The sequence below is a fragment of the Mesorhizobium sp. LCM 4577 genome (genome assembly GCF_001854795.2).
GTDB classification, from domain to species: domain Bacteria; phylum Pseudomonadota; class Alphaproteobacteria; order Rhizobiales; family Rhizobiaceae; genus Mesorhizobium; species Mesorhizobium plurifarium.
On sequence record NZ_MDDU01000002.1, the window covers coordinates 586,194 to 608,611 of the forward strand.

General features: G+C 62.2%; 19 protein-coding genes and 2 pseudogenes. 12 read left to right on the forward strand and 9 right to left on the reverse strand.

The window, feature by feature from the left end; genetic code table 11:
* Positions 1–5 precede the first annotated feature (5 nt).
* From LCM4577_RS07335 to LCM4577_RS07345, 3 genes are read left to right on the forward strand one after another with little or no spacing between them, the layout of a single operon-like run.
* Positions 6–1,103 carry an ABC transporter ATP-binding protein gene (locus LCM4577_RS07335; protein ID WP_071070471.1) on the forward strand — a complete coding sequence of 366 codons (1,098 nt, stop codon included), beginning with the start codon at positions 6–8 and terminating at the stop codon, positions 1,101–1,103.
* Positions 1,104–1,139: 36 nt separating this feature from the next.
* Positions 1,140–2,291 carry a mandelate racemase/muconate lactonizing enzyme family protein gene (locus LCM4577_RS07340; protein WP_071032571.1) on the forward strand — a complete coding sequence of 384 codons (1,152 nt, stop codon included), beginning with the start codon at positions 1,140–1,142 and terminating at the stop codon, positions 2,289–2,291.
* Between the two features lie 24 nt (positions 2,292–2,315).
* Positions 2,316–3,050 carry a ribonuclease activity regulator RraA gene (locus LCM4577_RS07345; RefSeq protein WP_071070472.1) on the forward strand — a complete coding sequence of 245 codons (735 nt, stop codon included), beginning with the start codon at positions 2,316–2,318 and terminating at the stop codon, positions 3,048–3,050.
* Between the two features lie 78 nt (positions 3,051–3,128).
* Here LCM4577_RS07345 and LCM4577_RS07350 read toward each other — a convergent pair whose 3' ends face one another.
* The 5 genes from LCM4577_RS07350 to LCM4577_RS07370 all read right to left on the reverse strand — a co-directional run bounded on the left by LCM4577_RS07350 (position 3,129) and on the right by LCM4577_RS07370 (position 8,070).
* Positions 3,129–3,722: a DJ-1/PfpI family protein gene (locus LCM4577_RS07350; RefSeq protein WP_071070473.1), complete on the reverse strand. Its 594-nt coding sequence runs from the start codon at positions 3,720–3,722 to the stop codon at positions 3,129–3,131.
* 69 nt (positions 3,723–3,791) lie between these two features.
* A complete protein-coding gene (locus tag LCM4577_RS07355) occupies positions 3,792–4,742 on the reverse strand; it encodes a substrate-binding domain-containing protein (protein WP_040990494.1) in 951 nt (316 codons plus the stop codon).
* Positions 4,743–4,802: 60 nt separating this feature from the next.
* Entirely contained in the window at positions 4,803–5,795 is a 993-nt protein-coding gene (locus LCM4577_RS07360; protein ID WP_071070474.1) for an ABC transporter permease, read from the reverse strand.
* Positions 5,792–7,363, reverse strand: a complete 1,572-nt coding sequence (locus LCM4577_RS07365; protein WP_071032567.1) for a sugar ABC transporter ATP-binding protein — start codon at positions 7,361–7,363, stop codon at positions 5,792–5,794. Before LCM4577_RS07365 ends, LCM4577_RS07360 begins: the two co-directional genes overlap by 4 nt.
* 8 nt (positions 7,364–7,371) lie before the next feature.
* The gene (locus LCM4577_RS07370) at positions 7,372–8,070 is read right to left on the reverse strand and encodes a GntR family transcriptional regulator (RefSeq protein WP_052468760.1); all 699 of its coding nucleotides are present in this window, start codon (positions 8,068–8,070) and stop codon (positions 7,372–7,374) included.
* A gap of 225 nt (positions 8,071–8,295) precedes the next feature.
* Here LCM4577_RS07370 and LCM4577_RS07375 point away from each other — a divergent pair, with 225 nt between their 5' ends.
* Genes LCM4577_RS07375 through LCM4577_RS07385 form a run of 3 tightly spaced genes read left to right on the forward strand, consistent with a single transcriptional unit; the run spans position 8,296 to position 11,876 of the window.
* Positions 8,296–9,522: an iron-containing alcohol dehydrogenase gene (locus LCM4577_RS07375; protein ID WP_071070475.1), complete on the forward strand. Its 1,227-nt coding sequence runs from the start codon at positions 8,296–8,298 to the stop codon at positions 9,520–9,522.
* 57 nt (positions 9,523–9,579) lie between these two features.
* Complete coding sequence (locus LCM4577_RS07380; RefSeq protein ID WP_071070476.1) at positions 9,580–11,028, forward strand: NAD-dependent succinate-semialdehyde dehydrogenase; 1,449 nt, start codon at positions 9,580–9,582, stop codon at positions 11,026–11,028.
* Positions 11,028–11,876 carry an alpha/beta hydrolase gene (locus tag LCM4577_RS07385; RefSeq protein WP_071070477.1) on the forward strand — a complete coding sequence of 283 codons (849 nt, stop codon included), beginning with the start codon at positions 11,028–11,030 and terminating at the stop codon, positions 11,874–11,876. Before LCM4577_RS07380 ends, LCM4577_RS07385 begins: the two co-directional genes overlap by 1 nt.
* Positions 11,877–12,632: 756 nt before the next feature.
* On the opposite strand, the gene LCM4577_RS07390 is transcribed toward LCM4577_RS07385, so the two are convergent.
* Positions 12,633–12,872, reverse strand: coding sequence for a hypothetical protein (locus LCM4577_RS07390; RefSeq protein ID WP_131803250.1), 240 nt, complete (start codon positions 12,870–12,872; stop codon positions 12,633–12,635).
* A gap of 245 nt (positions 12,873–13,117) precedes the next feature.
* Between LCM4577_RS07390 and LCM4577_RS07395 the strand changes: the two genes are divergently transcribed.
* The gene (locus tag LCM4577_RS07395) at positions 13,118–14,974 is read left to right on the forward strand and encodes a DUF4396 domain-containing protein (protein ID WP_071070480.1); all 1,857 of its coding nucleotides are present in this window, start codon (positions 13,118–13,120) and stop codon (positions 14,972–14,974) included.
* Positions 14,975–15,006: 32 nt separating this feature from the next.
* Here LCM4577_RS07395 and LCM4577_RS07400 read toward each other — a convergent pair.
* Positions 15,007–15,332: pseudogene (locus LCM4577_RS07400) on the reverse strand (Arm DNA-binding domain-containing protein); the annotation flags it as partial.
* A 448-nt stretch (positions 15,333–15,780) separates the two neighbouring features.
* Here LCM4577_RS07400 and LCM4577_RS07405 point away from each other — a divergent pair.
* The 5 genes from LCM4577_RS07405 (at position 15,781) to LCM4577_RS07425 (ending at position 21,449) form a co-directional block, all read left to right on the forward strand.
* Positions 15,781–16,683 (forward strand): alpha/beta fold hydrolase, encoded by a 903-nt coding sequence (locus LCM4577_RS07405; RefSeq protein WP_071070483.1) that lies wholly within the window; start codon positions 15,781–15,783, stop codon positions 16,681–16,683.
* Positions 16,673–17,821 (forward strand): alanine racemase, encoded by a 1,149-nt coding sequence (locus LCM4577_RS07410; RefSeq protein WP_083354651.1) that lies wholly within the window; start codon positions 16,673–16,675, stop codon positions 17,819–17,821. Before LCM4577_RS07405 ends, LCM4577_RS07410 begins: the two co-directional genes overlap by 11 nt.
* A 6-nt stretch (positions 17,822–17,827) precedes the next feature.
* Entirely contained in the window at positions 17,828–18,001 is a 174-nt protein-coding gene (locus LCM4577_RS07415) for a hypothetical protein (protein ID WP_083354652.1), read from the forward strand.
* Entirely contained in the window at positions 17,998–18,936 is a 939-nt protein-coding gene (locus LCM4577_RS07420) for an alpha/beta fold hydrolase (protein ID WP_244508238.1), read from the forward strand. The genes LCM4577_RS07415 and LCM4577_RS07420 overlap by 4 nt, the downstream gene beginning before the upstream one ends.
* Positions 18,937–19,148: 212 nt before the next feature.
* Entirely contained in the window at positions 19,149–21,449 is a 2,301-nt protein-coding gene (locus tag LCM4577_RS07425) for an FdhF/YdeP family oxidoreductase (protein ID WP_071070484.1), read from the forward strand.
* A gap of 3 nt (positions 21,450–21,452) precedes the next feature.
* On the opposite strand, the pseudogene LCM4577_RS07430 reads toward LCM4577_RS07425, so the two are convergent.
* Both LCM4577_RS07430 and LCM4577_RS07435 read right to left on the reverse strand, forming a co-directional pair.
* Positions 21,453–21,568 (reverse strand): annotated as a pseudogene (locus tag LCM4577_RS07430) (cysteine hydrolase); the annotation flags it as partial.
* 110 nt (positions 21,569–21,678) lie between these two features.
* Positions 21,679–22,326, reverse strand: coding sequence for a hypothetical protein (locus tag LCM4577_RS07435; RefSeq protein WP_071032554.1), 648 nt, complete (start codon positions 22,324–22,326; stop codon positions 21,679–21,681).
* Between the last annotated feature and the right edge of the window lie 92 nt (positions 22,327–22,418).

The following is a 22,418-nucleotide window of genomic DNA, read 5'->3' on the forward strand; positions in this document are numbered from 1 at the left end:
CCCGCATGGCCCACGTGGTCCTCAAAGATCTCGTCAAGACCTATGGCGGCTTCAAAGCCGTCAACGAGGTTTCGCTGACGGTCAATGACGGCGAGTTCGTCGCGCTCGTCGGTCCTTCGGGCTGCGGTAAGACGACCACGCTCAATCTCGTTGCGGGCCTGACATCGGTCACGTCCGGCGACATCGTCATCGGCGACCGGGTGGTCAACGACCTCGACCCCAAGGACCGGGACATCGCCATGGTGTTCCAGAACTACGCGCTCTATCCGCAGAAGTCGGTCTACATGAACCTCGCCTTCCCGCTGCAGATGCGCAAGCTGCCCCGGGACGAGATCGACAAGAAGGTCAGGGAAGCGGCGCGCGTGCTCGACATGACGCAGCTGCTCGAGCGCAAGCCGCGCGAGCTTTCGGGCGGACAACAGCAGCGCGTGGCCCTCGGTCGCGCTCTCGTTCGCGACCCGGCGGTGTTCCTGATGGACGAACCGCTCTCCAATCTGGACGCAAAGCTGCGCGTGCAGATGCGGTCCGAGATCAAGCGGTTCCATCAGGACCTGAAGGCGACCATCATCTATGTGACGCACGACCAGCTGGAGGCCGTCACCATGGCGGACAGGATGGCGGTGATGAATGGCGGCTACCTTCAGCAATACGATTCGCCCGCGCAGGTCTTCGCCCATCCCGTGAACATGTTCGTCGCAAGCTTCGTGGGCAGCCCGGCGATGAGCCTCATTCCGCTGGAGGCATCCACCGCAAACGGCGATGCCGTTCTGATCAGCGCGGAGGGCTGGTCCCTCGCGCTGTCGCAAGCCAACGCGCGCAAGATCCAGGGAGCGACCACCAGGAAGATCGTGCTCGGCGCACGCCATTCGACGATCAAGCTGCACAAGAGCGCGGTCGCCGGCGCCATTCCGGCCAAGGCCTATACGGTGGAGCCGACCGGAGACGTCACCTTCGTGCAGGCCTTCCTCTCCGGCGCCATCGTCAACATCAGCGTGCCGCCCAACATCGCCGTGGCGCCTGACGAACAGATCTGGCTCGAGTTCGACCAGGAGCGCATGCACCTGTTCGACGGCGAAACGGAAATGGCCCTCAGGGCCAACTGACGCGGGCAACAGGCGTGGAACGTGGGCTTGGATGAGATGAGGATCACCGCGGTCAAGCCCTATCCGGCGTGGGTGGGAACGCGCAACCAGATGCTGGTCAAGGTCGAGACCGACCAGGGCATCTCCGGCTGGGGCGAGAGCGGCTTGAGCGGTCGCGAGAAGGCCGTGGCCGGCGCGATCGAGCATTATCGCGAGTTTCTCGTCGGCCGCGAAGCCATGCAGATCGGACGGATCTGGCAGGAACTTTATCGCAGCCAGTATTTCGAAGGCGGGCGCGTTCTGCAGGCGGCGATCTCCGCCATCGACATTGCCCTTCACGACATCAAGGGCAAGGCGCTGGGCGTGCCGGTCTATGAGCTTCTGGGCGGCAAGCAGCGCGACCGCATCCCGACCTTCGCCTCGACCGGAGACGAGGCCGAAGGCGACGTCGCCATCGAACGCGCCCGCGAACTGCGCGCGCAAGGTTGGCAGGCGATCCGCTTCTTCCCCGCCGGGCAAAGCAGCAAGGACATTTTCGAGCCGCGCGAGTCGATCGGCGCCACCGCTGCCATGCTGAACAAGGCGCGCGAAGCGCTGGGCGACGACGTGGTGCTCGGCATCGACTACCATCATCGGCTGTCGGTGGCCGAGGCGGCGAGCTTCTGCAACAAGCTTGGCCGCGGCGTGCTCGATTTCCTCGAGGAACCGATCCGCGACGAGACGCCGGAGGCCTACGAATCCCTGCGCAGGATGACCGACATCCCCTTCGCCATCGGCGAGGAATTCGCCAGCAAGTGGCAGTTCCTGCCCTATATCGAGCGCGGCATCCACCAGTTCAACCGGCTCGATGTCTGCAATGTCGGCGGGCTCACCGAGGCGATGAAGGTCGCCGGCTGGAGCGAGGCGCATTATGTCGACCTGATGCCGCACAATCCGCTTGGCCCGGTGTGCACCGCCGCGACCGTGCATCTCGGCGCCGCGGTGCCCAACTTCGCCTGGCTCGAAACCAGGGTGCCGGAAAGGAAGCTGGGCTTCGACAATTCCGAGTTCTTTCCCGTGCAACCGCGGCTGGACGGCACCCATTATCCGGTCAGCGATCTGCCGGGACTGGGCGTCGAGGTCAACGAGGCGGCGATCAAGGCGCAGAGTTTCCGTTTCTGGGAGGCGCCTCACCTCACGCGCCGCGACGGTTCCGTCACCAACTGGTAGTTCAATTCCAACCGGAGTCCGACAATGACGCATACTCCTGACATCACGCGGCCGCCCAAGGATCTGATCGACGCCCTGAAGGAGATCGGCRCCGCGACGGTCGCCGGCACGCTCGGCCACATGGGCTTCCGCAAGCCGCACATGGTCGGCCCGGTGGCGCAGAACCACGGCAAGTCRATCGTCGGGCCGGCGCTGACGCTGCAATTCCTGCCGCAGCGGCCGGACCTGTTCGACGAGGGAGAATATACCGATCCGGAAACGCAACTGCACCGGCACGTGCTCTATCACGCGCAGGAGGGCGACGTGGTGGTGGTCGACGCGCGCGGCGACATGAGTTCCGGCGTCTTCGGCGATATGATGTCCACCTATTTCAAGGGCAGAGGCGGCGCGGGCATCGTCATCGACGGATGCATGCGCGACCGGCCCAATGTCGAAAAGCTCGACCTGCCGCTATGGCTGCGCGGCTGGACGCCCAACTATCATGTGCAGACCAGCATCTATCCCAATGCGGTCAACGTCCCGATCGCCTGCGGCGGCGTCACCGTGATCCCCGGCGACATCATCGTCGCCGACGACGACGGCGCGGTGGTGGTTCCCGTCTCGATGGCGGCCATGGTGATCGAGGAGGCCCGGAAGCATCATGACTGGGAAGAGTTTTCCCGGGAGAAGCTCATGCAGGGCGCACCCCTGCAGCGCTATTATCCGCTGCACGACGATGCTCGTGGCGAGTATGAGGCGTGGCGCAACGCAAGGCGTTAACCGCCTGACGAAAGTCGCGATTTGTGTACTTGGAGCGGCACGAACTCACCCGCTCCAAGTACCTCCTGCGCACCAAACCTAGCCGTGCCGGATTTCCGTGCCGAGCACTTTCAGGCATTCCCGGATGAAGGCCGCAAGCGCGGTCCAGCCCTTGGCCGAAACCATCGTGCCGTCGACATAGGCCTCGGTCGGCGACAGGTCGATATAGGTGCCGCCGGCGAGCGTCACCTCCGGCTCGCAGGCCCCCAACGCCCCGACCTTCTTGCCGCGCACGACGCCGTCGWCCGCGACCAGGATCTGCACGCCGTGGCAGATGGTGAAGATCGGCTTCTTCGTTTCATGGAAGTGCCGCACCATCGCCTGAACGCGCTTGTCGGTGCGGATATATTCCGGCCCGCGGCCGCCGGCGCAATAGACCGCGTCGTACTGGTCGAGCTGCTTCTCCGCATCGGAAAAGGTCTTGTTGATCAACGCATAATGGCCGAGCTTCTCGGTATAGGTCTGGTCGCCCTCGAAGTCGTGCAATGACGTCTTGATCACATCGCCGGCCTTCTTGTCGGGGCAGACCACATGAACCGTGTGGCCGACGGCCTCCATGGCCTGTTGATAGACGAAGATTTCATATTCCTCGGTGAACTCACCGGTCAGCATCAGGATTTTCTTGGCTGGCATGATTTGTCCTCTTTGATTGGGGGCGGCGAGGCGCGAACACGCCTCGCCCATGATTGTGGATGGCGGCTCTCAGAACGGAGAATCCGGGAAGTAATATTCCTTGGCGTTGGCCTGGGTGATCAGCGGCGCGTCGAGCTTGACGTGGCCGCGAACCGGAGCCTGGCCGATCAAATTGGCCACAGTCATGTAGATGGCCGTCTTGATCATCGAAGGCGGATAAGGCGTTTCGACCGGGGTGACGGAATCGCCGTCGATCACCTTCTTGACGATGTCCTTCATGCCGTTGCCGCCGAGCGCCAGCTTGATATCGGTGCGGCCCGACTGCTTGACCGCCTCCAGCACGCCGAGAAGCATGTCGTCGTCATTGGCCCAGACCGCATCGATATGCGGATATTTGGCGAGATAGTCCTGCATCAGCTTGAACGCCTCGTCGCTGTTCCAATGGGCGTATTGGATGTCGAGCACCTTGATGCCGGTGCCCTTGATCGTGTCCTGGAAGCCCTTGATGCGCTCGTCATCGATGACCGTCGGGATTCCGCGCAGCACGACGATGTCCCCTTTGCCGCCGAGCTTGTCGATCATGAACTTGGCCGTGTTGGCGCCGACCGCGATGTTGTCGCCGGCAAGGTAGAGGTCCTGGATAGAGGCGTCGGTCAGGCCGCGATCGACAACCGTGATGAAGGTGCCCATGTCCTTGATGGCCTTGACCGGCTGGGTCAGCTCTTCGGAGGTGTAGGGCAGGATGACCAGGGCATCGAGCTTGCGGCTTGCGGAAAGGTCCTCCAGCGCGCTGACCTGATCGGCAGCGGAGGGCGAGGTTTTCACCACCACCTCGACGTCCGGGAAGGCGGCGTTGATCTCTTTCGCGGCCGCCTGCGCATGATAGACGACACCCGCCGTCCAGCCATGGTCCGCCGCCGGGATTGACACGGCGACCACCTTCTTGTCGGCCGCCAGCGCCTGGCCGGCGACCATCAGGGCGCCGACAGCGGCTGCCGCAACCCATTTTCTACTAAACATAACAACCTCCCAGAGATGTGGACCAATCGAACACAGGCACCCGCCCGGTCCCGAGACGGGTTATTTGGAGAAGCGCTGCACGAGCATGGCGATGATGATGATGACGCCCTGAACCGCGGCGACGAGGTATTCGGAGACGAAGTCTGACAGCACCATCAGGTTGGCGATCAGCTCGAGGATCACCGCACCGGCAATCGTCCCCCAGATCCGCCCCTTGCCGCCGCGAAGCGCGGTTCCGCCGATGACGACCGCAGTGATGACCTGCAGCTCCCAAAGCTGCCCCGTCGTGGGCGTGGCGGCGCCAAGCCGCGGCACGTAGCAGATGGCCGCAACGGCGACGCATACCCCTTGGATGACATAGGCGACGGTGCGCGTCTTGATCACCGAAATGCCGGAGTAGCGAGCCACGTCCTCGTTTGCGCCCACGGCGGCGCACTTGCGGCCGTATTTGGTCTTGTAGAGAACGAAGGCGCCGAGCACCGCGACGATTGCGGAAATCAGGATGGGGATTGGAATCCCGCCCAGAGTTCCGAAATAAACTGGCCGGTATGCCTCGCGCAGCGACCTGTCGATCGGGATGGTGCCGCCATTGGTCATGTAGGTGATCAGCGCCCGGAAGATGCCCATCGTGCCGAGCGTGGCGATGAACGGCTCTATCTTGCCCACGGTGACGATGACGCCATTTGCCAGGCCGCAAAGCAGCCCCGTCACGACCGCGATCGCCATACCCGCCGGAATGGCCCAGAGGCCGAGGCTTGGCGCCATCATGTTCATGAACATGATGGTGATGCCGGCAATGAAGGCAACCATCGAGCCCACGGACAAGTCCAGGCCGCCCGACGAGATCACGAACGTGGCCCCGACCGCGATAATGGCGACATAGGCGCTGCGCGTGATCACGTTGCTGAGGTTTGTCGCGGAGAGGAAGTCGGGATTGACCAGGAAGCCCAGCGCAAGCAGCGCCGCAAGAGCAAGGAACGGCCCTGCATCAGCCCAAGAGAACTGGTACCGCCGCTCGTGTCGCGCCGGCACGGACTGGGTAAGCGCTGTCACTTTATTCCTCCCTGGGGGACGTGCGCTCGCTCGCTGGTCGCGAGCAGCGCTATCTGGCTCTCGGTCATCGTTTCGCCCGAGACTTCGCCGCTGATCCTGCCCTCTCGCATGACGATGATGCGGTCGCAGATACCCACCAGTTCCTGCATTTCCGAGGATATTACGATGCAGGCTTTGCCCTGTCTGACGAGGTCCTGGATGAAGCCGTAGATCTGCGCCTTGTTGGCGATGTCGATGCCACGGGTCGGCTCGTCGATGATGACGACGGACGGGTCGGTCAGAAGAACCTTGGCGAGCAGAAGCTTCTGCTGGTTGCCACCGGAGAGTTGTCCGGCGCGCGCGCCGAGGCTCTTCAGCCGGATGTCGTAGGTGGAGACCGCCTGCCCCAGGGCCTCGGCCTCGCGGGCCCGTTTCACGACGAGGCCGGGATGGAAGCTGGCGAGTGCCGACAGGGTGAGGTTCGGGCCAAGCCGCTCCTGCAGCAGCAGTCCCTTGCCCTTGCGATCCTCGGTCAGATAGGCGATGCCGGCGTCCAACGCTTCGCGCTGGGAGCGTATTCGTATCGGAGCGCCGTTGAGCTCCACCGTGGCGGTTCCGGGTCGAAGTCCCAGGATCCCTTCGAACAGCTCCGTCCGTCCGGCGCCGATCATCCCGGCGAAGCCCAGAATCTCCCCTTTGTGCGCGCTGAAGGACACATCCCGGACAAATCCCGGAACCATCGCATTCAGCACGCTCAGCATTGGCTGATTTGTCCGCGTCGCCTGCTTTTGAGGGTAAAGGGCGGCAAGCTCGCGCCCCACCATGAGCCGCGCCATGTCGATCTGGCTCAGCGTGTGGCCCGGATAGGTGCCGACCATCTTGCCATCGCGCAGCACGGTCACCTTGTCGGCGAGCCGCTGCACCTCGTCGAGCCGGTGGCTGATGTAAAGGACGGCGATGCCCCGCGCCTTGAGCTCGAAGATGATGGCGAGCAGGCGCTCGACCTCGCCGCCCGTCAGCACGGCTGTCGGCTCGTCGAAGATGACCACACGATGCTCGTCGAGCAGCGCGCGGGCTATCTGCACCATCTGGCGATCGGCCAGCGAAATGTCGCGCACGAGAGCCGTCGCCGGGACCTCGCAGCCCAGCTCGGCGAGCTTTGCCGCAGCGAGCCGGCGCATTCGGGCATCGTCGACCATGCCGCCCTTGGTGAGCTCACGGCCGAGAAAAAGGTTGTCGGTGACGGTCAGCGCTTCCGCCAGCAGGATCTCCTGATGAACCAGCGCAATGCCGGCAGCTTGAGCCTGGTCCGGCCTGGTGAAGCGCACCCGCTGTCCGGCCATGGACAACGCGCCTTGCGTCGGCTCGATGTAGCCGGAAAGCAGCCGCATGAACGTCGACTTGCCGGCCCCGTTCTCGCCGATGACCGCATGGATCTCGCCGGGCAGGATATCGAGCGTGACGTCCGACAACACGGTGACGGTGCCGTACTGCTTGGACACGCCTTCGGCGCGCAGAACAGGTGCGACCGGCAGCGCGTCGCTTGGCGCGGCAAAGCGATCTGTGTCGATGCGGGCGGCGATGGACATGGGACGCGTCACTCGAAGGCAGGCAGGAGCCGGTCCCGCGAATTCTCGATGTGAACGCGCATCGCGTCCGCTGCGCCGCTCGCGTCGCCGGCGGCGAATGCGGCGAGGATCGCCTCGTGCTCATCCAAGGCTTCTTCAGTGACCCGCGAGTGGTACATCAGGCGGAAGATATGGAAGTGGGTATGCTGATGGTTCAGCGTCTCGCGAATGAGCTCGTTCTGCGCGAGCTCCATGATCTTGTCGTGAAAGATCGCGTCCTGCCGCGCGAAGTTGGAATAGCGCAGGCGCTCGTCCTTCCCCACCCGCCGGGCCATGACGCCCGCCGCTTCCTGCAAGACCGCGAGGCGCTCTTCATCCAGTGCCGCCGTAGCCTTGGCGGCGGCAGCGGGCTCCAACAGAAGGCGAAGCTCATAAAGCTCATCGAACCGGCGTCGCGTGATTTGCGGGGCCGCGCGATAGCCGATCAAATGGGTCTTCACGACCAAGCCCTCGCCTTCCAGCCGCCCGAGCGCTTCGCGGATAGGCGTGTGCGAGACGTCGAATTCCCTGACAAGATTATCGACGGTAATGCGTGATCCCGGCGGAATCTTCAGCGACATCAATTGCGCGAAGATTGCTTCGTAGACATCGCCCGCCAAGCTGTTGGCGCGCTGGATGCGGCCGCTCGAGCGGGCTTCGGTTTCAACCGTCAGGTCGGGATTTTCCATCGGTTACCTCTTGACAGGAGCAAGCCCTAACATGATGCTCCGGCCAATTCAATAGGATATCCTATACGATTTTATAGAGGATACGAACGGATGGGCTAGAAACCCTGTCGCCCGCATTCAACGACGCGGGCACCAAAGCCGACAAAGCACCGGCCTCCGAACTGAAGACGGCCCACCGATGAACACGACACTTTTCCATCAGTCTCTTTCGAAAGATCTCAGTCCATGACCCTTTTTGCAGCCGCGCGCCTGCCGCGCGAAATTCTCTTCGGCAAAGGTCAGCGCCATGCGCTGCCCGCCATTGCCGGCCGATATGGCCGGCGCGCGTCCATCTGCACCGACGAACGGCTCGCCGGCACGCCTGAGTTCATCGAGATGCTCGATGGGCTGAAGGCTGCCGGGATCGACACGCTCGTCTATGATCGCACCTTGCCGGACGTGCCGCGCGACAGCGTCGGCGCGTGCATCGCCGAGACGAAGGGATTCAGGCCGGACATGGTGATCGGCGTTGGCGGCGGCAGTTGCCTCGATATGGCCAAATGCGCCGGGCTGCTCATCAGCCATGGCGGCAAGCTCCAGGATTACTATGGCGAGTTCAGGGTGCCGGGCCCTACCCTTCCCCTTATCGCGGTGCCGACCACGGCCGGCACCGGCTCCGAAGTCACTCCCGTAGCGGTGATCTCGGATCCGGAGCGGACGCTCAAGGTCGGCATCTCCAGCCCGCATCTCATCGCCGCGGTTGCGCTCTGCGACCCGGACCTGACAGCGAGTTGTCCCCCATCACTGACCGCCATCGCCGGCGCCGACGCGCTGACCCATGYGATCGAAGCTTTCACCGCCGCAAAACGCGGTGCGGATGCCGATCTGCCGCAACGCCATGTTTTCGTCGGCAAGAGCGCGCTGACCGATCATTTCGCCCTTCTGGCGATCAGGCTCCTGGGCCGCAGCCTCGAAGCAGCATATCGCGACGGGTCGAACGAGGACGCACGCGCGGATGTCATGATGGGAGCGTTGGCCGCCGGCTGCGCCTTCGGCACAGCGGGAACGGCGGCCGCGCATGCCGTGCAGTATCCGGTCGGCGCGCTCACCCACACGCCGCATGGTCTGGGCGTCGCGACGATGCTTCCCTATGTGATGCGCTACAATCTGCCCGCGGCAACCTCCGAGATCGCGGAAATCGGCATTGCGCTTGGCCTGCCGCGCCATGACCGCGATGCCGATCAGCTGGCCGATGCCACGATCGCGGAAGTCGCGCGACTGTTCAACGCCATCGGCATCACGCGAACGCTGGCTGACCTCGGTCTTCCCGAAGACAAGATCGACTGGACCGCTGAACAGGCGCTCGGCATCGACCGGCTGATCAAGAACAATCCCCGCTCCTTCGACCTGCCCGCGATGCAGCGCCTGGTCAGGGCTGCTCATAGCGGCGACATGTCGGTCGCGACGATGTGAGGAAGGAGCCCGATTCCAGTGAACGTTTCCCACCTAACAGTCGATCAGGATTCCGACATGTCCGAATACATCCCGTTCTCGCAAGGCCTTTACATCGGCGGGAAGTGGCGACCCTCCTCCGACGGCCGCGTCATCGAAGTGGTCGACCCATCGACGGAGGCTGTGATCGCCGCGGTTCCGGACGCGACGCTCGCAGACGCCGCGGCGGCGGTGGAGGCGGCCGCAGCGGCAGCATCGGGCTGGCGTGAAACACCGCCACGCAAGCGATCGGAGATCCTGAGGCGCTGCTTCGAGCTGATGAGCGAACGTGCCGAGACCTTGGCCGCGTTGATTTCGCTGGAGAACGGCAAGGCCCTGCGCGACGCGCGCGGCGAAGTCGCCTACGCGGCCGAGTTCTTCCGTTGGAACGCGGAGGAAGCGGTTCGCATCAGCGGCGAGTTCGGCCTTGCCCCGTCGGGCACGAACCGGATCGTGGTCGACTACCAGCCCATCGGCATTTGCGTTCTGATAACGCCGTGGAATTTCCCGGCGGCGATGGCCACGCGCAAGATCGCGCCGGCGCTTGCCGCGGGGTGCACCGTCATTCTGAAGCCGGCCAGCGAAACGCCGCTGACAGCCTATGCGCTTGCCGCCCTCTATGAGGAAGCCGGCGTGCCGCCCGGCGTCGTCAACGTCATCACCACCTCGAACCCGGGGCCGGTAACAGCAGCCATGCTGGCCGATCCGCGAGTGCGGAAGTTGTCCTTCACCGGCTCGACCGGCGTTGGTCGCACGCTTCTCGCCGAGGCGGCGAAACACGTCATTTCCTGCTCGATGGAACTTGGCGGCAACGCGCCGTTCATCGTGCTCGACGATGCCCATCTTGAGGCGGCGCTCGACGGCGCGATGATCGCCAAGATGCGCAACGCCGGCGAAGCCTGCACGGCGGCGAACAGGCTCTACGCGCAGGCAGGCATTCATGATGCGTTCGTCGAAGGCCTGCGCAAGCGCATGGCGGCGCTGACCGTCGGCCCGGGCACTGACACGGAGACCGAATGCGGGCCGATGATTACCAGAAAGGCTGTGGACAAGATCGACCGGCTGGTTCAGGACGCGGTTGCCCGTGGCGCGAAGATCCTGTGCGGCGGCACGATCGCTGAAGGCAGGGGATTTTTCTACCCGCCAACGGTGTTGAGCGACGTGCCGGCCGACGCTGCCATGGCTCACGAGGAGATATTCGGCCCCGTGGCACCGGTGAGCCGCTTCGAAGAAGAGGCCGAGGTCATCGCAAAGGCGAACGATACCGAGTATGGCCTTGCCGCCTATATCTACACCCGCGACCTCGCGAAGGGCATGCGCATGGCATCGAAGATCGAGTCCGGCATGATTGCGCTCAACCGCGGTCTGATGTCCGACCCTGCCGCGCCGTTCGGCGGGGTCAAGCAGAGCGGGCTCGGGCGCGAGGGCGGCCAGAAGCACGGCATAGCCGAGTTCATGGAAGCGAAATACATCGCCGTGACGATCTGATGAGTGAGTTGGCAAAAGATCCATTCCGCACCCGCGACCACGTCCCCGAGTTCGACGACATAGTGGACGAGATCCGCCGCAGAAGCGCGGAGACGAGGGCGAAAATCCCGATGGTCGCCGATGTGGCTTATGGAGCCGACCGCAGCGAAACCCTTGACTTGTTTTTCCCGGAAGGCGGACGCGATCGGCTGCCGGTGCATATCTTCATTCACGGCGGTTACTGGCGCATGTTCTCGAAAAGCGACTATTCCTATGTCGCCGAGACTGTAACCAACGCAGGGGCGATTGCGGTCCTGCTGGGCTACGCGCTGATGCCGGCGGTGAGGATGGCAACTATCGTCGACCAAGTTCGCCGCGCCAGGCGATGGGTTGATGAACACATCGCGAGCCACGGCGGCGACCCCGGCAAGTTGACCGTTAGCGGCCATTCGGCCGGCGCGCATCTCGCGACGATGCTCTTCGACGACGACAGCCGGCCATCGGGCATCAAAGGCGCGCTCCTGTTGGGCGGTATTTACGATTTGAAGCCGTTACAGACTTCGTTTCTCGCCAATGAGATCGCGATTACCGACGAAGAGGTTAGGCGATACTCACCAATCAATCATCGCTTCGATCCCTCTGTGCTGGTCGAGGTCGCGGTCGGGGCCGACGAAACTCTGCCATTCCATCACGGGGCCGCGACCTTCACAGATAGTCTAAAACAGCAAGGACTAAGCGCTTCCCAAACCAACCTTGTTGCGGCCAATCACATGAGCAGCATCCGAGACATTGGCTTGGCCGGAACCCAGGCGGCGGCGCTGCTGACCAAGACTGTGGGGCGCGGGCGAGGTCTGGACCAACCACTGTAGCGCGGCCATACATCGAGCCTTCGCCTTCGATCTCGACGAAGATCCGCCATTTGTCGGCGGATCGGTTCAGCTGGCACGTCGGAAACATCGTGTGGCGATGCCAGCGCTTTCCGGAAGAGACGGCCGCGGCGATCTCGTCGAGCAGCACGCGGGCGGCGGCCGCGAGATCGCCGGCCGACGTTCCTTTGTCCGAAAACGCATCAGCTCCGGGAGCTCCGCGCAGCAGGGCCAACAGTTCCTTGTTCAAGGTCGATGGTACCGTTGGCTGGGATCGCAAGGCGGCCATCTAAACTGCAACCTTGTGCTGGGGTTGGGTGGCGCTGGACGGCTGTGTGGGGGTGCGGTTCACCACAGCGTGGCGCTTGTCCTACCGGGCAGCAGTCGTCCGGCTCCGTCCCCCTGCCTTGGCCCTCGATCCGAGCAAATTGACTCGAAGCTGACTTTTTTTGGGTGTATCGTCTTAAGGTCGTCCCGTTCCGAACAGAGGCTGGAATGTTAGGGCACGGTGTAGCGGAACCCGCAGAGGTCGCAATCCTTTCCAAGGCTGTGAGCGATTACTGCACAAAGCATAAGATCGCGCGCTCGGACGAGCGCGAACAGATAGCTGTCAAGGTGATGAACCTTTTCAGGCGCGGCATGATCGACCCTGATCAGATATCGATAGAGCTTGAAAGGGTGGGTCGGGATAAACCTGGCCTTGCTGGGTAGTCCGGCCCTCAAATCCTGTGTCACCATGATAAGCGGGCCGGCTACTCATCATCCTGCACTGCCAAGATGGCGCGCGCTTAGGCAGCTTTCGTTTGCGATGCCTTTTCCAGCAGTCGCTCCAAAATGCTTGTGGTGCAACTCCTGGGTGCGTTCGAGCAGGTCCAGAAAATCGCACACTAGCTCGGTCGAAATGTGAAGAAGCTGCAACTCAATGATGCGCCGTCGTCGCTCGGCAATGTGCCGCTCGCCCAGTCGGACGCGTTGCCACACCGTTTGAATGTCGTCCACAAGCGCCATCATCCTAACGGTGTGGCGGGCTAAAGCGTTCCCCTAGTCCTTGGCCTCTTGGTCGTCTCTTGGCGGAGGGAGGGCCGAAGATGGCCTCTTTGTAGTGGAGGCTTGGCCAGCGGTCGTCCGGATTTGTCCGCTAGCCGGACCGGAATTTCCGGCTTGCGGATCGTAATGACCGCCGGCGCGTTCATCCGCAGGGCTGGTACAACCACCCGTTTCATCGACCAGCGCGAGAAAGCCGGATGCTCATCCAACCGATCGACTATTTCCTCGTTGCCTGGTTTGTGCTGGCGGCGGGTTCGACGCTCTATGTCGGCTTCGACCAGTACCGCAACAATCCCGAGCCGGTGGTGATGAAATGGGGCTTCATCCTGGTGACGCTCTATATGGGGCCGCTCGGCCTGCTGCTTTATGTACTCGGCGACAAGGAACCGCGCCCTGGCCAGCACGAGGCCTTCACCAGCCCGCTCTGGAAGCAGGGCGTCGGCTCGACCATCCACTGCGTCGCGGGCGATGCGACCGGGATCATCCTTGCCGCGGTCGTCACCGCCACGCTCGGCCTGCCGATGTGGCTCGACCTCATCGTTGAATACCTCGCCGGCTTTGCCTTCGGCCTGTTCATCTTCCAATCGCTGTTCATGAAATCGATGATGGGCGGCAGCTATTGGGAGAATGTGAAGAAGAGCTTCCTGCCCGAGTTCATCTCCATGAACTTCATGATGGCCGGCATGGCGCCGGTCATGAGCTTCCTGATGATGGGCCGCGACATGCGCGCCATGGAGCCCAGCGAGCTTCTGTTCTGGGGCGTGATGTCGCTCGGCGTCATCGCCGGCTTCGTGCTAGCCTATCCCGCCAATGTCTGGCTGGTCGCGCGCGGCCTCAAGCATGGGCTGATGACCGAGCGCCTGCAGCCGGCAGGAGCGAGCGAGCACGGCCATCGCCGGCAGGGCCATGGACCGCCGGGCGAACAGCGCGCTGCCGGCCATCACATGCGCTCGGACGCGACCTCAGCGCAAATCGTGGCGCTCGGCGCGGTGTCGGCGCTGGCCTTGGCGCTCGGCATGGTGGCGCCTGCGAACTGGCTGAACCTCAGCCTCTCGGCCCGCGATGTCGGCGGCGTGATCATGCCGCAAGGCATGATCATGGACCGTGACACGCCGGCCGACGCCATGCGCGACATGGCGGCGGCCGATCCGCGCCTCGTAACCGCATCCTATGGCCTTTCGGCCAGGGGGGACCAAGACCTGCCGTTCCGGATGGAGAACGGCGTGAAGGTGTTCGAGCTGAGGCCGTCGGTGGTTCGCTGGCAGATCCTGCCGGACGTAGCGGTCGATGCCTATGCCTATAACGGCCAGATTCCGGGCCCGCGCATCCATATCCGTCAGGGCGACCGGGTGCGCATCAACGTCACCAATGGACTGCCGGAGGCAACGACGGTGCATTGGCATGGCCTGATCCTACCCAACCAGATGGACGGTCCGGCCGAGATAACCCAGGCGCCGATCGAGCCGGGACAGACCTATTCCTACGAGTTCACCGCCACCCAGCACGGTACTTACTTCTATCATCCGCACGCCAAGCCCGACCGCACCCAGGCACTCGGCCTCTATGGCGCGCTGATCATCGATCCGGCCAACCCGGCCGACGAGGTCGCCGCCGACCACGACTATGTCATCGAGTTGCAGGAATGGCTGGCGCGCGAAGGCCTGACCTATCCATCGATGCCGATGGACGGCGGCATGCCGAACTTCTTCACCATCAACGGCAGGGCCTATCCGTCGACCGACACGATCCGTATGAAGGTCGGCGAAACGCTAAAAGTCCGCTTCATCGGCACCAACAACGGCTTCATACACCCGATGCACATCCATGGCGGCCCGTTCGAAGTGGTCGCGCGCGACGGCGAGACGATTCCCGCCGCCGCACGCTTCCAGGCCGATACGATCAATGTCGGGCCGGGCCAGCGATATGATGTCGTCTGGACGGCGAGGCGTCCCGGCAAATGGCTGATCCACTGTCACATCCCGCATCACACCACGAACAACAATGCCGAGGAGAAGGGCGGCGGCGGGCTGATGATGGTTATCGATGTGAGCTGATGCGGGACCGGGAGTTGTGCTGCTGCAAGCTAACCGTTCCTCAGATCTTCGAGATAGCGGGTGCAGAGTTCCTTTGACGGTGATCGCTTCGCGATCGAACTTGCGTTCCTGGGCAGGGTTGCCGCCTCGTGCGACCTGGCCAAGCAGAACCTTAGCCTCGCGCCTCAGGAGTCCAGACGCCGTGCAGCCCGATCGTGTAGCGATGCGACCGGCCTGCGGCACGGTATTGCACGACGTAGCTTTTCTTCCCCGAAGCGAAGACGCGCAACCCGAAACCGGGCAACTCCTCGTCCCAAATGACGTAGTCCGCGGAACGAATTTCAGTGGTATCAACGGTTCGTTTGGTCAGCTTCGCCATGCTCGAACGCCCCCTTGAAAGATTCCGCGCGTAAGCACGGCAGGGCAAGGTTTCGGCCGCCCTGTCGTAGCGTCGACGCTTATCGAATTCAAATTTGTTTTGTGATTTCAGCGATATAGCGCGAAGTCGGATAGAAATGGATAGTTTCGGCGGAAGCCATTATCCATTCTCCGAAGGCAGAGGTCGTGAGCTCGAATCTCGCCGGGTGCGCTAAATCTTCGATTGTTGCCAGGCACGCGCCGAAGATTGCCGCCGACTCGCGATGGGGGCCGGATCTTGTCCTGAGGCTACCCGGGAACCGGCACCTTCCCTGGCCGTTATTTGAGGAACTCCGAAGTCAATCGCGTGGCCAAGATGACGTACGGCCGCCTGGCAAAGTAGCCGCAGTGCTCCGCCACTCCACCGAGTAAGCTCTGAAACTCGTGCTGGACGAATTGTTTTCACGCTCATGACGAAACACATCAAAACGCCGCATCTCAATCTCACTTATGAAGAGGCGGGTAATCCTCAGGGGGACCCGATCGTTTTGGTCCATGGCTGGCCGGACGATGTGCGCTGCTGGGATAAGGTCGTGCCCGAGCTTGCCAAGCTCAATTGTCGAATTCTCGCCCCTTACTCGCGCGGCTCCACCCCAACGACCTTCCGATCGGAGCAGACTCTGAGAAGCGGCGCTATAGCAGCGCTGGGCCAGGACTTGGCGGATTTCATCGATGCTCTCGATCTGCGCGACGTTTTCGTGGTGGGCTATGATTGGGGTGCGCGAGCCGGCTACGTCGTCGGCGCGCTGTTTTCCGAGCGCGTGCGGGCGCTCCTCGCGATGTCCGCTGGCTACGCCACTTCAAAGCCCGTCCGCGACATGTCCTACGATCTGGCGAAGGCCTATTGGTACGAATGGCTGGTGGCGACCAAGCAGGGTCGCGAGGCGATAGACAAGGATAGGCGGCGCCTCTGCCGCTATCTCTGGCAGACATGGTCGCCCGGCTGGACATTTGACGACGCGGAGTTTGAGGCCACGGCCTCATCCTGGGAGAATGGCGACTGGGCGCCGATCAGCATTCACGCCTATCTGCAGCGCTGGGGTGAGGCCGCAGGCGCGCCAGAGCATGAGGAACTCGAAAAGCGACTGCTCGAAAATCCACCCATCCGAGTTCCCACCGTTATGTTGCAAGGCGCCGACGACGCCGACAATTTTCCGGAGACCTCCGAGGGAAAAGAGCGATTCTTTCTTAGCTCGTATGAGAGGCGCGTCCTGCCGGGCGTCGGGCATTTCATTCCGCGGGAGGCACCCGATGAGGTCTTGGCTGCCATTCGACAATTGTTGACGGGCACGGCGGCAAGCGATGTCGGGTGAGGCTGAGGTAACCGCATTCGGCTTGCAGCAGACGGGGCGGCTGACGGGCCTGGAGAAGGGGTTGCCTGGCCCTGGTTACGACGGGCCTGACCTTTCATCCGTTGCACGAGCCAATTGGAATCTGCTGCGCGGCGACCTTCCGCTTCCCGTATGCACTCTCGGCCAGAAAGCACTTGAGCATAACAGCAAGCGGATGCTTCGCTTTCTCCAAGCCTTTGCCCCCAACATCGTTCTTTGCCCTCACGGCAAGACAACGATGAGCCCCCAATTGTTCCAGCGGCAGCTTGCCGACGGCTGCTGGGGTATCAGTCTTGCGACCTTTCATCAGGTCCGCGCCGCACGGCGCCGTGGCTTCGAGCGCATCTTTTACGCGAACGAACTCGTCGGGCCTCAGGAGATCGCCTTTGTTCTCCAAGAGCTCGGCCGGGATCCTGCTTTCGATTTCTATTGTCTCGTCGACTCGATCGACGGCGTCGAGCGGCTGCGCAGGAGCGCGGAGGAAATCTCACCCCGCCGACCGCTGCAGGTCCTTGTGGAAGGGGGATTTCCCGGCGGCCGCTGCGGCGTTCGAACAGTGGAGGCAGCCTTGGATGTCGCGCGTGCGGCGCATGCGAGTTCTCCTCACCTATGGCTCGTCGGGCTGGAGGGATACGAGGGTGTGCTGCAAACGAAACCCAAGGACGAACGGCAAACGGCCGTACCCTCCTTCCTTGATGCCCTCGTCGAAATGATCCAGGCCTGTGACTCGGAAGGCCTCTTCAACGCCTGCGATCAGATCATGCTCAGCGCGGGCGGCAGTTCTTTTTACGATCTGGTTGCCGACGTGCCGCGCCATCTGGAACTCAGCAAGCGACTACAGGTCGTGGTCCGGAGCGGGTGCTATCTAACACATGATTCAGGACTGTATGCACGGCTGTTCGAGGATCTGAAGCAACGCAGCGACATGGCACGAATGAGCGACCTCTCCTTCGAACCGGCATTGGAGATTTGGTGTCACGTCCTTTCAACTCCCGAACTGGATCGAATTGTCTTGGGTGCGGGTCAGCGGGACTTCGGCCATGACGCCGGACCGCCGGTGATCCTGAAGACCGCACAAGAAGGAGTTTGCTCCCGGCTTCTCGATGCAGGCGCCTACTAGATTGCGATGATCAACGATCAGCATACGACCGTTAAGGTGCCGGTCGGCCACGGGTTGAAAGTCGGCGACATGGTTGCGCTGAGCCCATCACATCCGTGCACGACCTTCGACAAATGGCGCCTGATCTACGAGGTTGACGAAAACTACAACGTCGTCGGAGCGGTCGAGACATTCTTTTGAAACTGCGCTGCCTGCACTCGTTACCTTTCGTGATCGCAGGCCGGGTCGACCCGGAAAGGGCGACCATTTCGATCCCGGTGAAAAAACCGACTAGGAGAAAAGCCATGGATTGGCAGATGCCTGAGCAGTTCGACTTCGAAGGCAACGCGATCGCGTGGGGCGTCATTGGCGAAGGTCCGCCTGCGGTGGTCATGCATGGCTCGCCCTTCTCTTCGATCGAGTGGCGGCGGATCGCACCATGGCTCGCGCGTCATCGGCGGGTCTTCTACTACGACATGCTCGGCTATGGGCGCTCGGCTAAGCCCGAGGCCGATGTTCTACATGGCGCCCAGAACCGATTGTTCGCGACCCTTGTGAAGCATTGGGGCGCCGAGCGGTCGGACATCGTGGCGCATGACTTCGGTGGCTCGGTGGCGCTGCGCGCTCACCTGCTTGACGGCATCAATTACCGCAGCCTCGTATTGATCGACCCAGTCGCGATCAGCCCGCAAGGTTCAGCCCTGGTGCAGGCGGCGAGGGCGCATCGAGATGTGTTCACCCGACTGCCTGCCTATGTGCACGAAGCCATACTGCGCGCGTATGTCGGTGCGGCTGTCAAGCGCAGGTTGGATGAGGGGGAAATGCGGCTCTATCTCGATCCCTGGCTCGGCGATGGGGGGCAAAAGGCATTCTGGCGCCAGATCACTCAAATGGATGACAAATATAGCGAAGAGGTCGAATGGCGCTATAGCGAGATCCGCTGCCCTGTGACGATCCTGTGGGGTGCTGAAGACGAGTTCATCCCGTTGAAGGACGGGCAGGAACTCGCAAGGCGCATTCCAAGCGCGTCATTCACGGTCATCCCCAATGCGAAGCACCTCGTTCAGGAAGATGCACCCGAAGCAATCGTTGCCGCGGTGCTCGATATCTGGCGCCGGCAGGAGTCAGCAACATGATTTCCAGGTGTCATCGGCGTGAAGGTGCCGCTCCGGAAAAATCCGTTCAAGCGTTCAAGCGCGAGCCCAAGGCGACGAGGATCGAGGCCGCGACGGCGGAGCTATCAGGCATGGCGTCGCTTTAGCGCAAGGCTTGGGGACGTTTGACGGCAAGGCGGAACAACTGCGTCTCGCTGCAGTTTTCCCTCTGCTTCCTCTTTTGGACGACCGCCATGCAACCTGCCGTTACCGATCACGTCGAGATCAAGAAATACAATCATCCGACCGGCGGATGGGGCTCGCTTAAATCGCTGATCCGCAAAGCTCGGGATCAAGGTCTGCTGCTATCCGACATATGGAGCACGTTGCTCAAGCAGAACAAGGCGGACGGCTATATGTGCGTCTCCTGCTCATGGGCGAAGCCGGCCGAGCCGCGGCCTTTCGAGTTCTGCGAGAACGGCGCAAAGGCAACCATGTGGGAGCAGACCAGCAGACGCTGCGAGCCGTCCTTCTTTGCCGCCCATACGCTAACCGAACTCCTGGACTGGCCGGATCACGATCTTGAGAAACAAGGACGCCTGACGGAGCCGATGCGCTATAACCGCGCCACCGACAAATACGAGCCTGTAGCCTGGCCGGACGCGTTCGGCGACATAGGCGCTCAGCTCAGGCACCTCGACCCGAAGTCCGTGGTTTTCTACACGTCCGGACGCGCCTCGCTCGAGGCCTCGTTCATGTATCAGCTCTTCGCTCGCATCTACGGCTCTTCGAACCTGCCCGATTCCTCGAACATGTGTCACGAGTCGACGTCTGTTGGCCTGCCGGAATCGATCGGCTCTCCCGTCGGCACGGTGCAATTGGAGGACTTCGCCAAATCCGACATGATGTTCTTCTTTGGCCACAATACCGGTGTCACCGCGCCACGCCTGTTGCATCCCATTGAGGACGCTCGCCAGCGCGGTGTTCCGGTGATCACCTTCAATCCACTGCGGGAGCGCGGCCTGGTGAGGTTCAAGAACCCGCAGAACCCAGTCGAGATGCTGTCGCCCGGTCCGGGGACGAAGATGTCGAGCGACTTCTTCCAGATCCGGGCTGGCGGGGATATTGCGGCCATGACCGGAATAGCCAAGGCGGTGATGGCGCTCGACGACGCGGCCCGGGAACGTGGCGCAAAACGTATCCTCGATACCGCTTTCATCGAGGAGCACACATCCGGCTTTGCCGAGTTCGAAGCCTATCTGCGCGCGACCGATTGGGAAGACATCGTTCGACGTTCCGGCATCTCGCGAGCCGATCTCGAACATGTCGCTGAAATATACAGTTCGGCCAATGCGGTTGTCGGCAATTACGGCATGGGTCTCACCCAGCATCGCCACGGCACAGAGAACGTGCAGATGCTATGCAATCTGCTGCTCATGCGCGGCAATATCGGCAAGCCCGGAGCCGGCATATCGCCGTTGCGCGGACACTCCAACGTCCAGGGACAGCGCACGGTCGGCATTTCCGAAAAGCCGGAGCTCGTTCCGCTCGATAAATTCCGCGACTTCTACGGCTTCGAGCCGCCGCGGGACAAAGGGCTCGATACCGTCGAGACGTGCGAAGGCGTGATCGACGGGCGGGTTCACGGTTTCGTCGGACTCGGCGGTAATTTCGTGCGGGCCGTGCCAGAAACCGGACTGGTCGAGAAGGCCTGGCGGAACCTGGACCTGCACGTCGAGATCGCGACCAAGCTCAACCACAGCCATCTGATCGCCGGGAAAGTCACATATCTGCTGCCATGCCTGTCGCGGCTGGAGAAGGACGTTCAGGCCAGCGGACCGCAATGGGTCTCGATGGAAGATTCGACCGCCTGCATCCATGGCTCCTTCGGGTCCCGGCCAAAACCGAGCGAGCACCTCATGTCGGAGCCGAGCATTGTCGCCGAACTCGCCAAGGCGACTGTCGCCGGCAAGAGCTCGATCCCTTGGGACGACTGGGTCGCGGACTATTCCCGCATCCGCGATGAGATCGAGCGCTGCTTCCCGGCGCATTTCAAGGACTTCAACAAGCGCTTTCTCACGCCCGGCGGGTTCCATCGCGACATCAAGGCATCGAAGCGCGTCTGGCAGACGCCGAACAAGAAGGCGAATTTCAAGTTGCCCACCACGCTGGAAACCGATCCGGACATCGATGTTTCCGGCAGGGATGTGCTGACCCTGATCACCGTGCGGTCCAACGACCAGTTCAACACGACGGTCTATGGTTATCGCGACAGGCTGCGCGGCATCCTGGGAACGCGAATGGTGCTGCTGATGAACGACGAGGACATCCGCCGCATGGGTCTTAGCGCGGGGCAGGAAGTCGCTCTCGAGGCGCATGCCGATGACGGCGTCGAACGGCGGGTTGAAGGTCTGCGGGTTACACCCTACTCCATCCCAAGCGGCAATTGCGCCGGCTATTATCCCGAACTCAACCCTTTAATACCTCTCTGGCATCGGGCTCACAAAGCACACGTGCCGGCGGCGAAGTCGGTGCCGGTGAGGATCGTCGCGTAACGTTCAGGTCCAGGCAGAGAGAACCGTCTCCATCTCGACGGTCTCGACCTGTTGCGCGAAGGGCTGGTGATAGACAGGCATCAGTGCGTCGTGCGTGGGTCGGAAGAGCTGCAAAGCGCGGTCGGCTCGACACTTCGGTTCCCGGATCGTGCTGATGTAACGTCCAGCCATGCACCCCGTTCCGTCGGCCGGAATCGTCGTTCGAACCGGTTCGCTACCGCCCTGCCACTCACAGGTGCTCTGCAAGTTCCCTGGCCAGCTGTCTTCGCTCTCGGGATGAGACTATTTGATGTGTCTCCACGGTCGCGGATCGCAAGCATGCCCGGCCGCGGTGCTGGACGATCTCAAACCGGCGTGACGCTCCAATCAAAGTATCCTCCGAACCGTACATTCCAATGATCGTAATTTCGAACTGGTGGATGTTCCGGCTCAAGTCCGCGTCGCCGATGGTCTGGTTGACGTCGCCGGTCCTTTCATGGAGCGCGTAGCCCAGAATGCCGGAGAAGCTTCCCATATCGATGATTTTTCCGGCGCCAAGCGGGCCCTGTCGCGTCATGTATTTCCAGCCAGACGGTCGCTTGGAATTCTTGAGATCTTCGGCGTCTGAGATGAATATACGATGGCGGCCGAGCGGCGTTCCCAGATCGACGATGACGCTTTGAATAAAGACTGCGCCTTCGCTCATGTTGGTTACGAAGCATCGCGCCGATAGCTCCCGCCCCTCGCCCCAGTTAATCAAGAGCTTGGGCGTTCTTCGTCGCCGGTGACTTCGCCAGAAAACGTGCAGATAGACGGACCAGATCACGAGCATGCCTATGCTGGCAAACGCGGAGATCAGGCTCGCCTTGCTCGCTAGCCATCCAAATGTCTCGAACATTTGAGGTCGAATAGTGCGCCGCCATCTTTGTTCCATGCGGCGGCTCGGCCGACGCCGGCGCCGTCGCTTCCTCCCTACAGCCGATGCCCGAA

Bases quoted from the DNA above. Each gene is read 5' to 3' on its own strand.
- LCM4577_RS07335 (WP_071070471.1), top strand. From the start codon at position 6: ATGGCCCACGTGGTCCTCAAAGATCTCGTCAAGACCTATGGCGGCTTC.
- LCM4577_RS07340 (WP_071032571.1), top strand. From the start codon at position 1,140: ATGAGGATCACCGCGGTCAAGCCCTATCCGGCGTGGGTGGGAACGCGC.
- LCM4577_RS07355 (WP_040990494.1), bottom strand. From the start codon at position 4,742: ATGTTTAGTAGAAAATGGGTTGCGGCAGCCGCTGTCGGCGCCCTGATG.
- LCM4577_RS07365 (WP_071032567.1), bottom strand. From the start codon at position 7,363: ATGTCCATCGCCGCCCGCATCGACACAGATCGCTTTGCCGCGCCAAGC.
- LCM4577_RS07370 (WP_052468760.1), bottom strand. From the start codon at position 8,070: ATGGAAAATCCCGACCTGACGGTTGAAACCGAAGCCCGCTCGAGCGGC.
- LCM4577_RS07380 (WP_071070476.1), top strand. From the start codon at position 9,580: ATGTCCGAATACATCCCGTTCTCGCAAGGCCTTTACATCGGCGGGAAG.
- LCM4577_RS07385 (WP_071070477.1), top strand. From the start codon at position 11,028: ATGAGTGAGTTGGCAAAAGATCCATTCCGCACCCGCGACCACGTCCCC.
- LCM4577_RS07395 (WP_071070480.1), top strand. From the start codon at position 13,118: ATGCTCATCCAACCGATCGACTATTTCCTCGTTGCCTGGTTTGTGCTG.
- LCM4577_RS07405 (WP_071070483.1), top strand. From the start codon at position 15,781: ATGACGAAACACATCAAAACGCCGCATCTCAATCTCACTTATGAAGAG.
- LCM4577_RS07410 (WP_083354651.1), top strand. From the start codon at position 16,673: ATGTCGGGTGAGGCTGAGGTAACCGCATTCGGCTTGCAGCAGACGGGG.
- LCM4577_RS07415 (WP_083354652.1), top strand. From the start codon at position 17,828: ATGATCAACGATCAGCATACGACCGTTAAGGTGCCGGTCGGCCACGGG.
- LCM4577_RS07425 (WP_071070484.1), top strand. From the start codon at position 19,149: ATGCAACCTGCCGTTACCGATCACGTCGAGATCAAGAAATACAATCAT.
- LCM4577_RS07435 (WP_071032554.1), bottom strand. From the start codon at position 22,326: ATGTTCGAGACATTTGGATGGCTAGCGAGCAAGGCGAGCCTGATCTCC.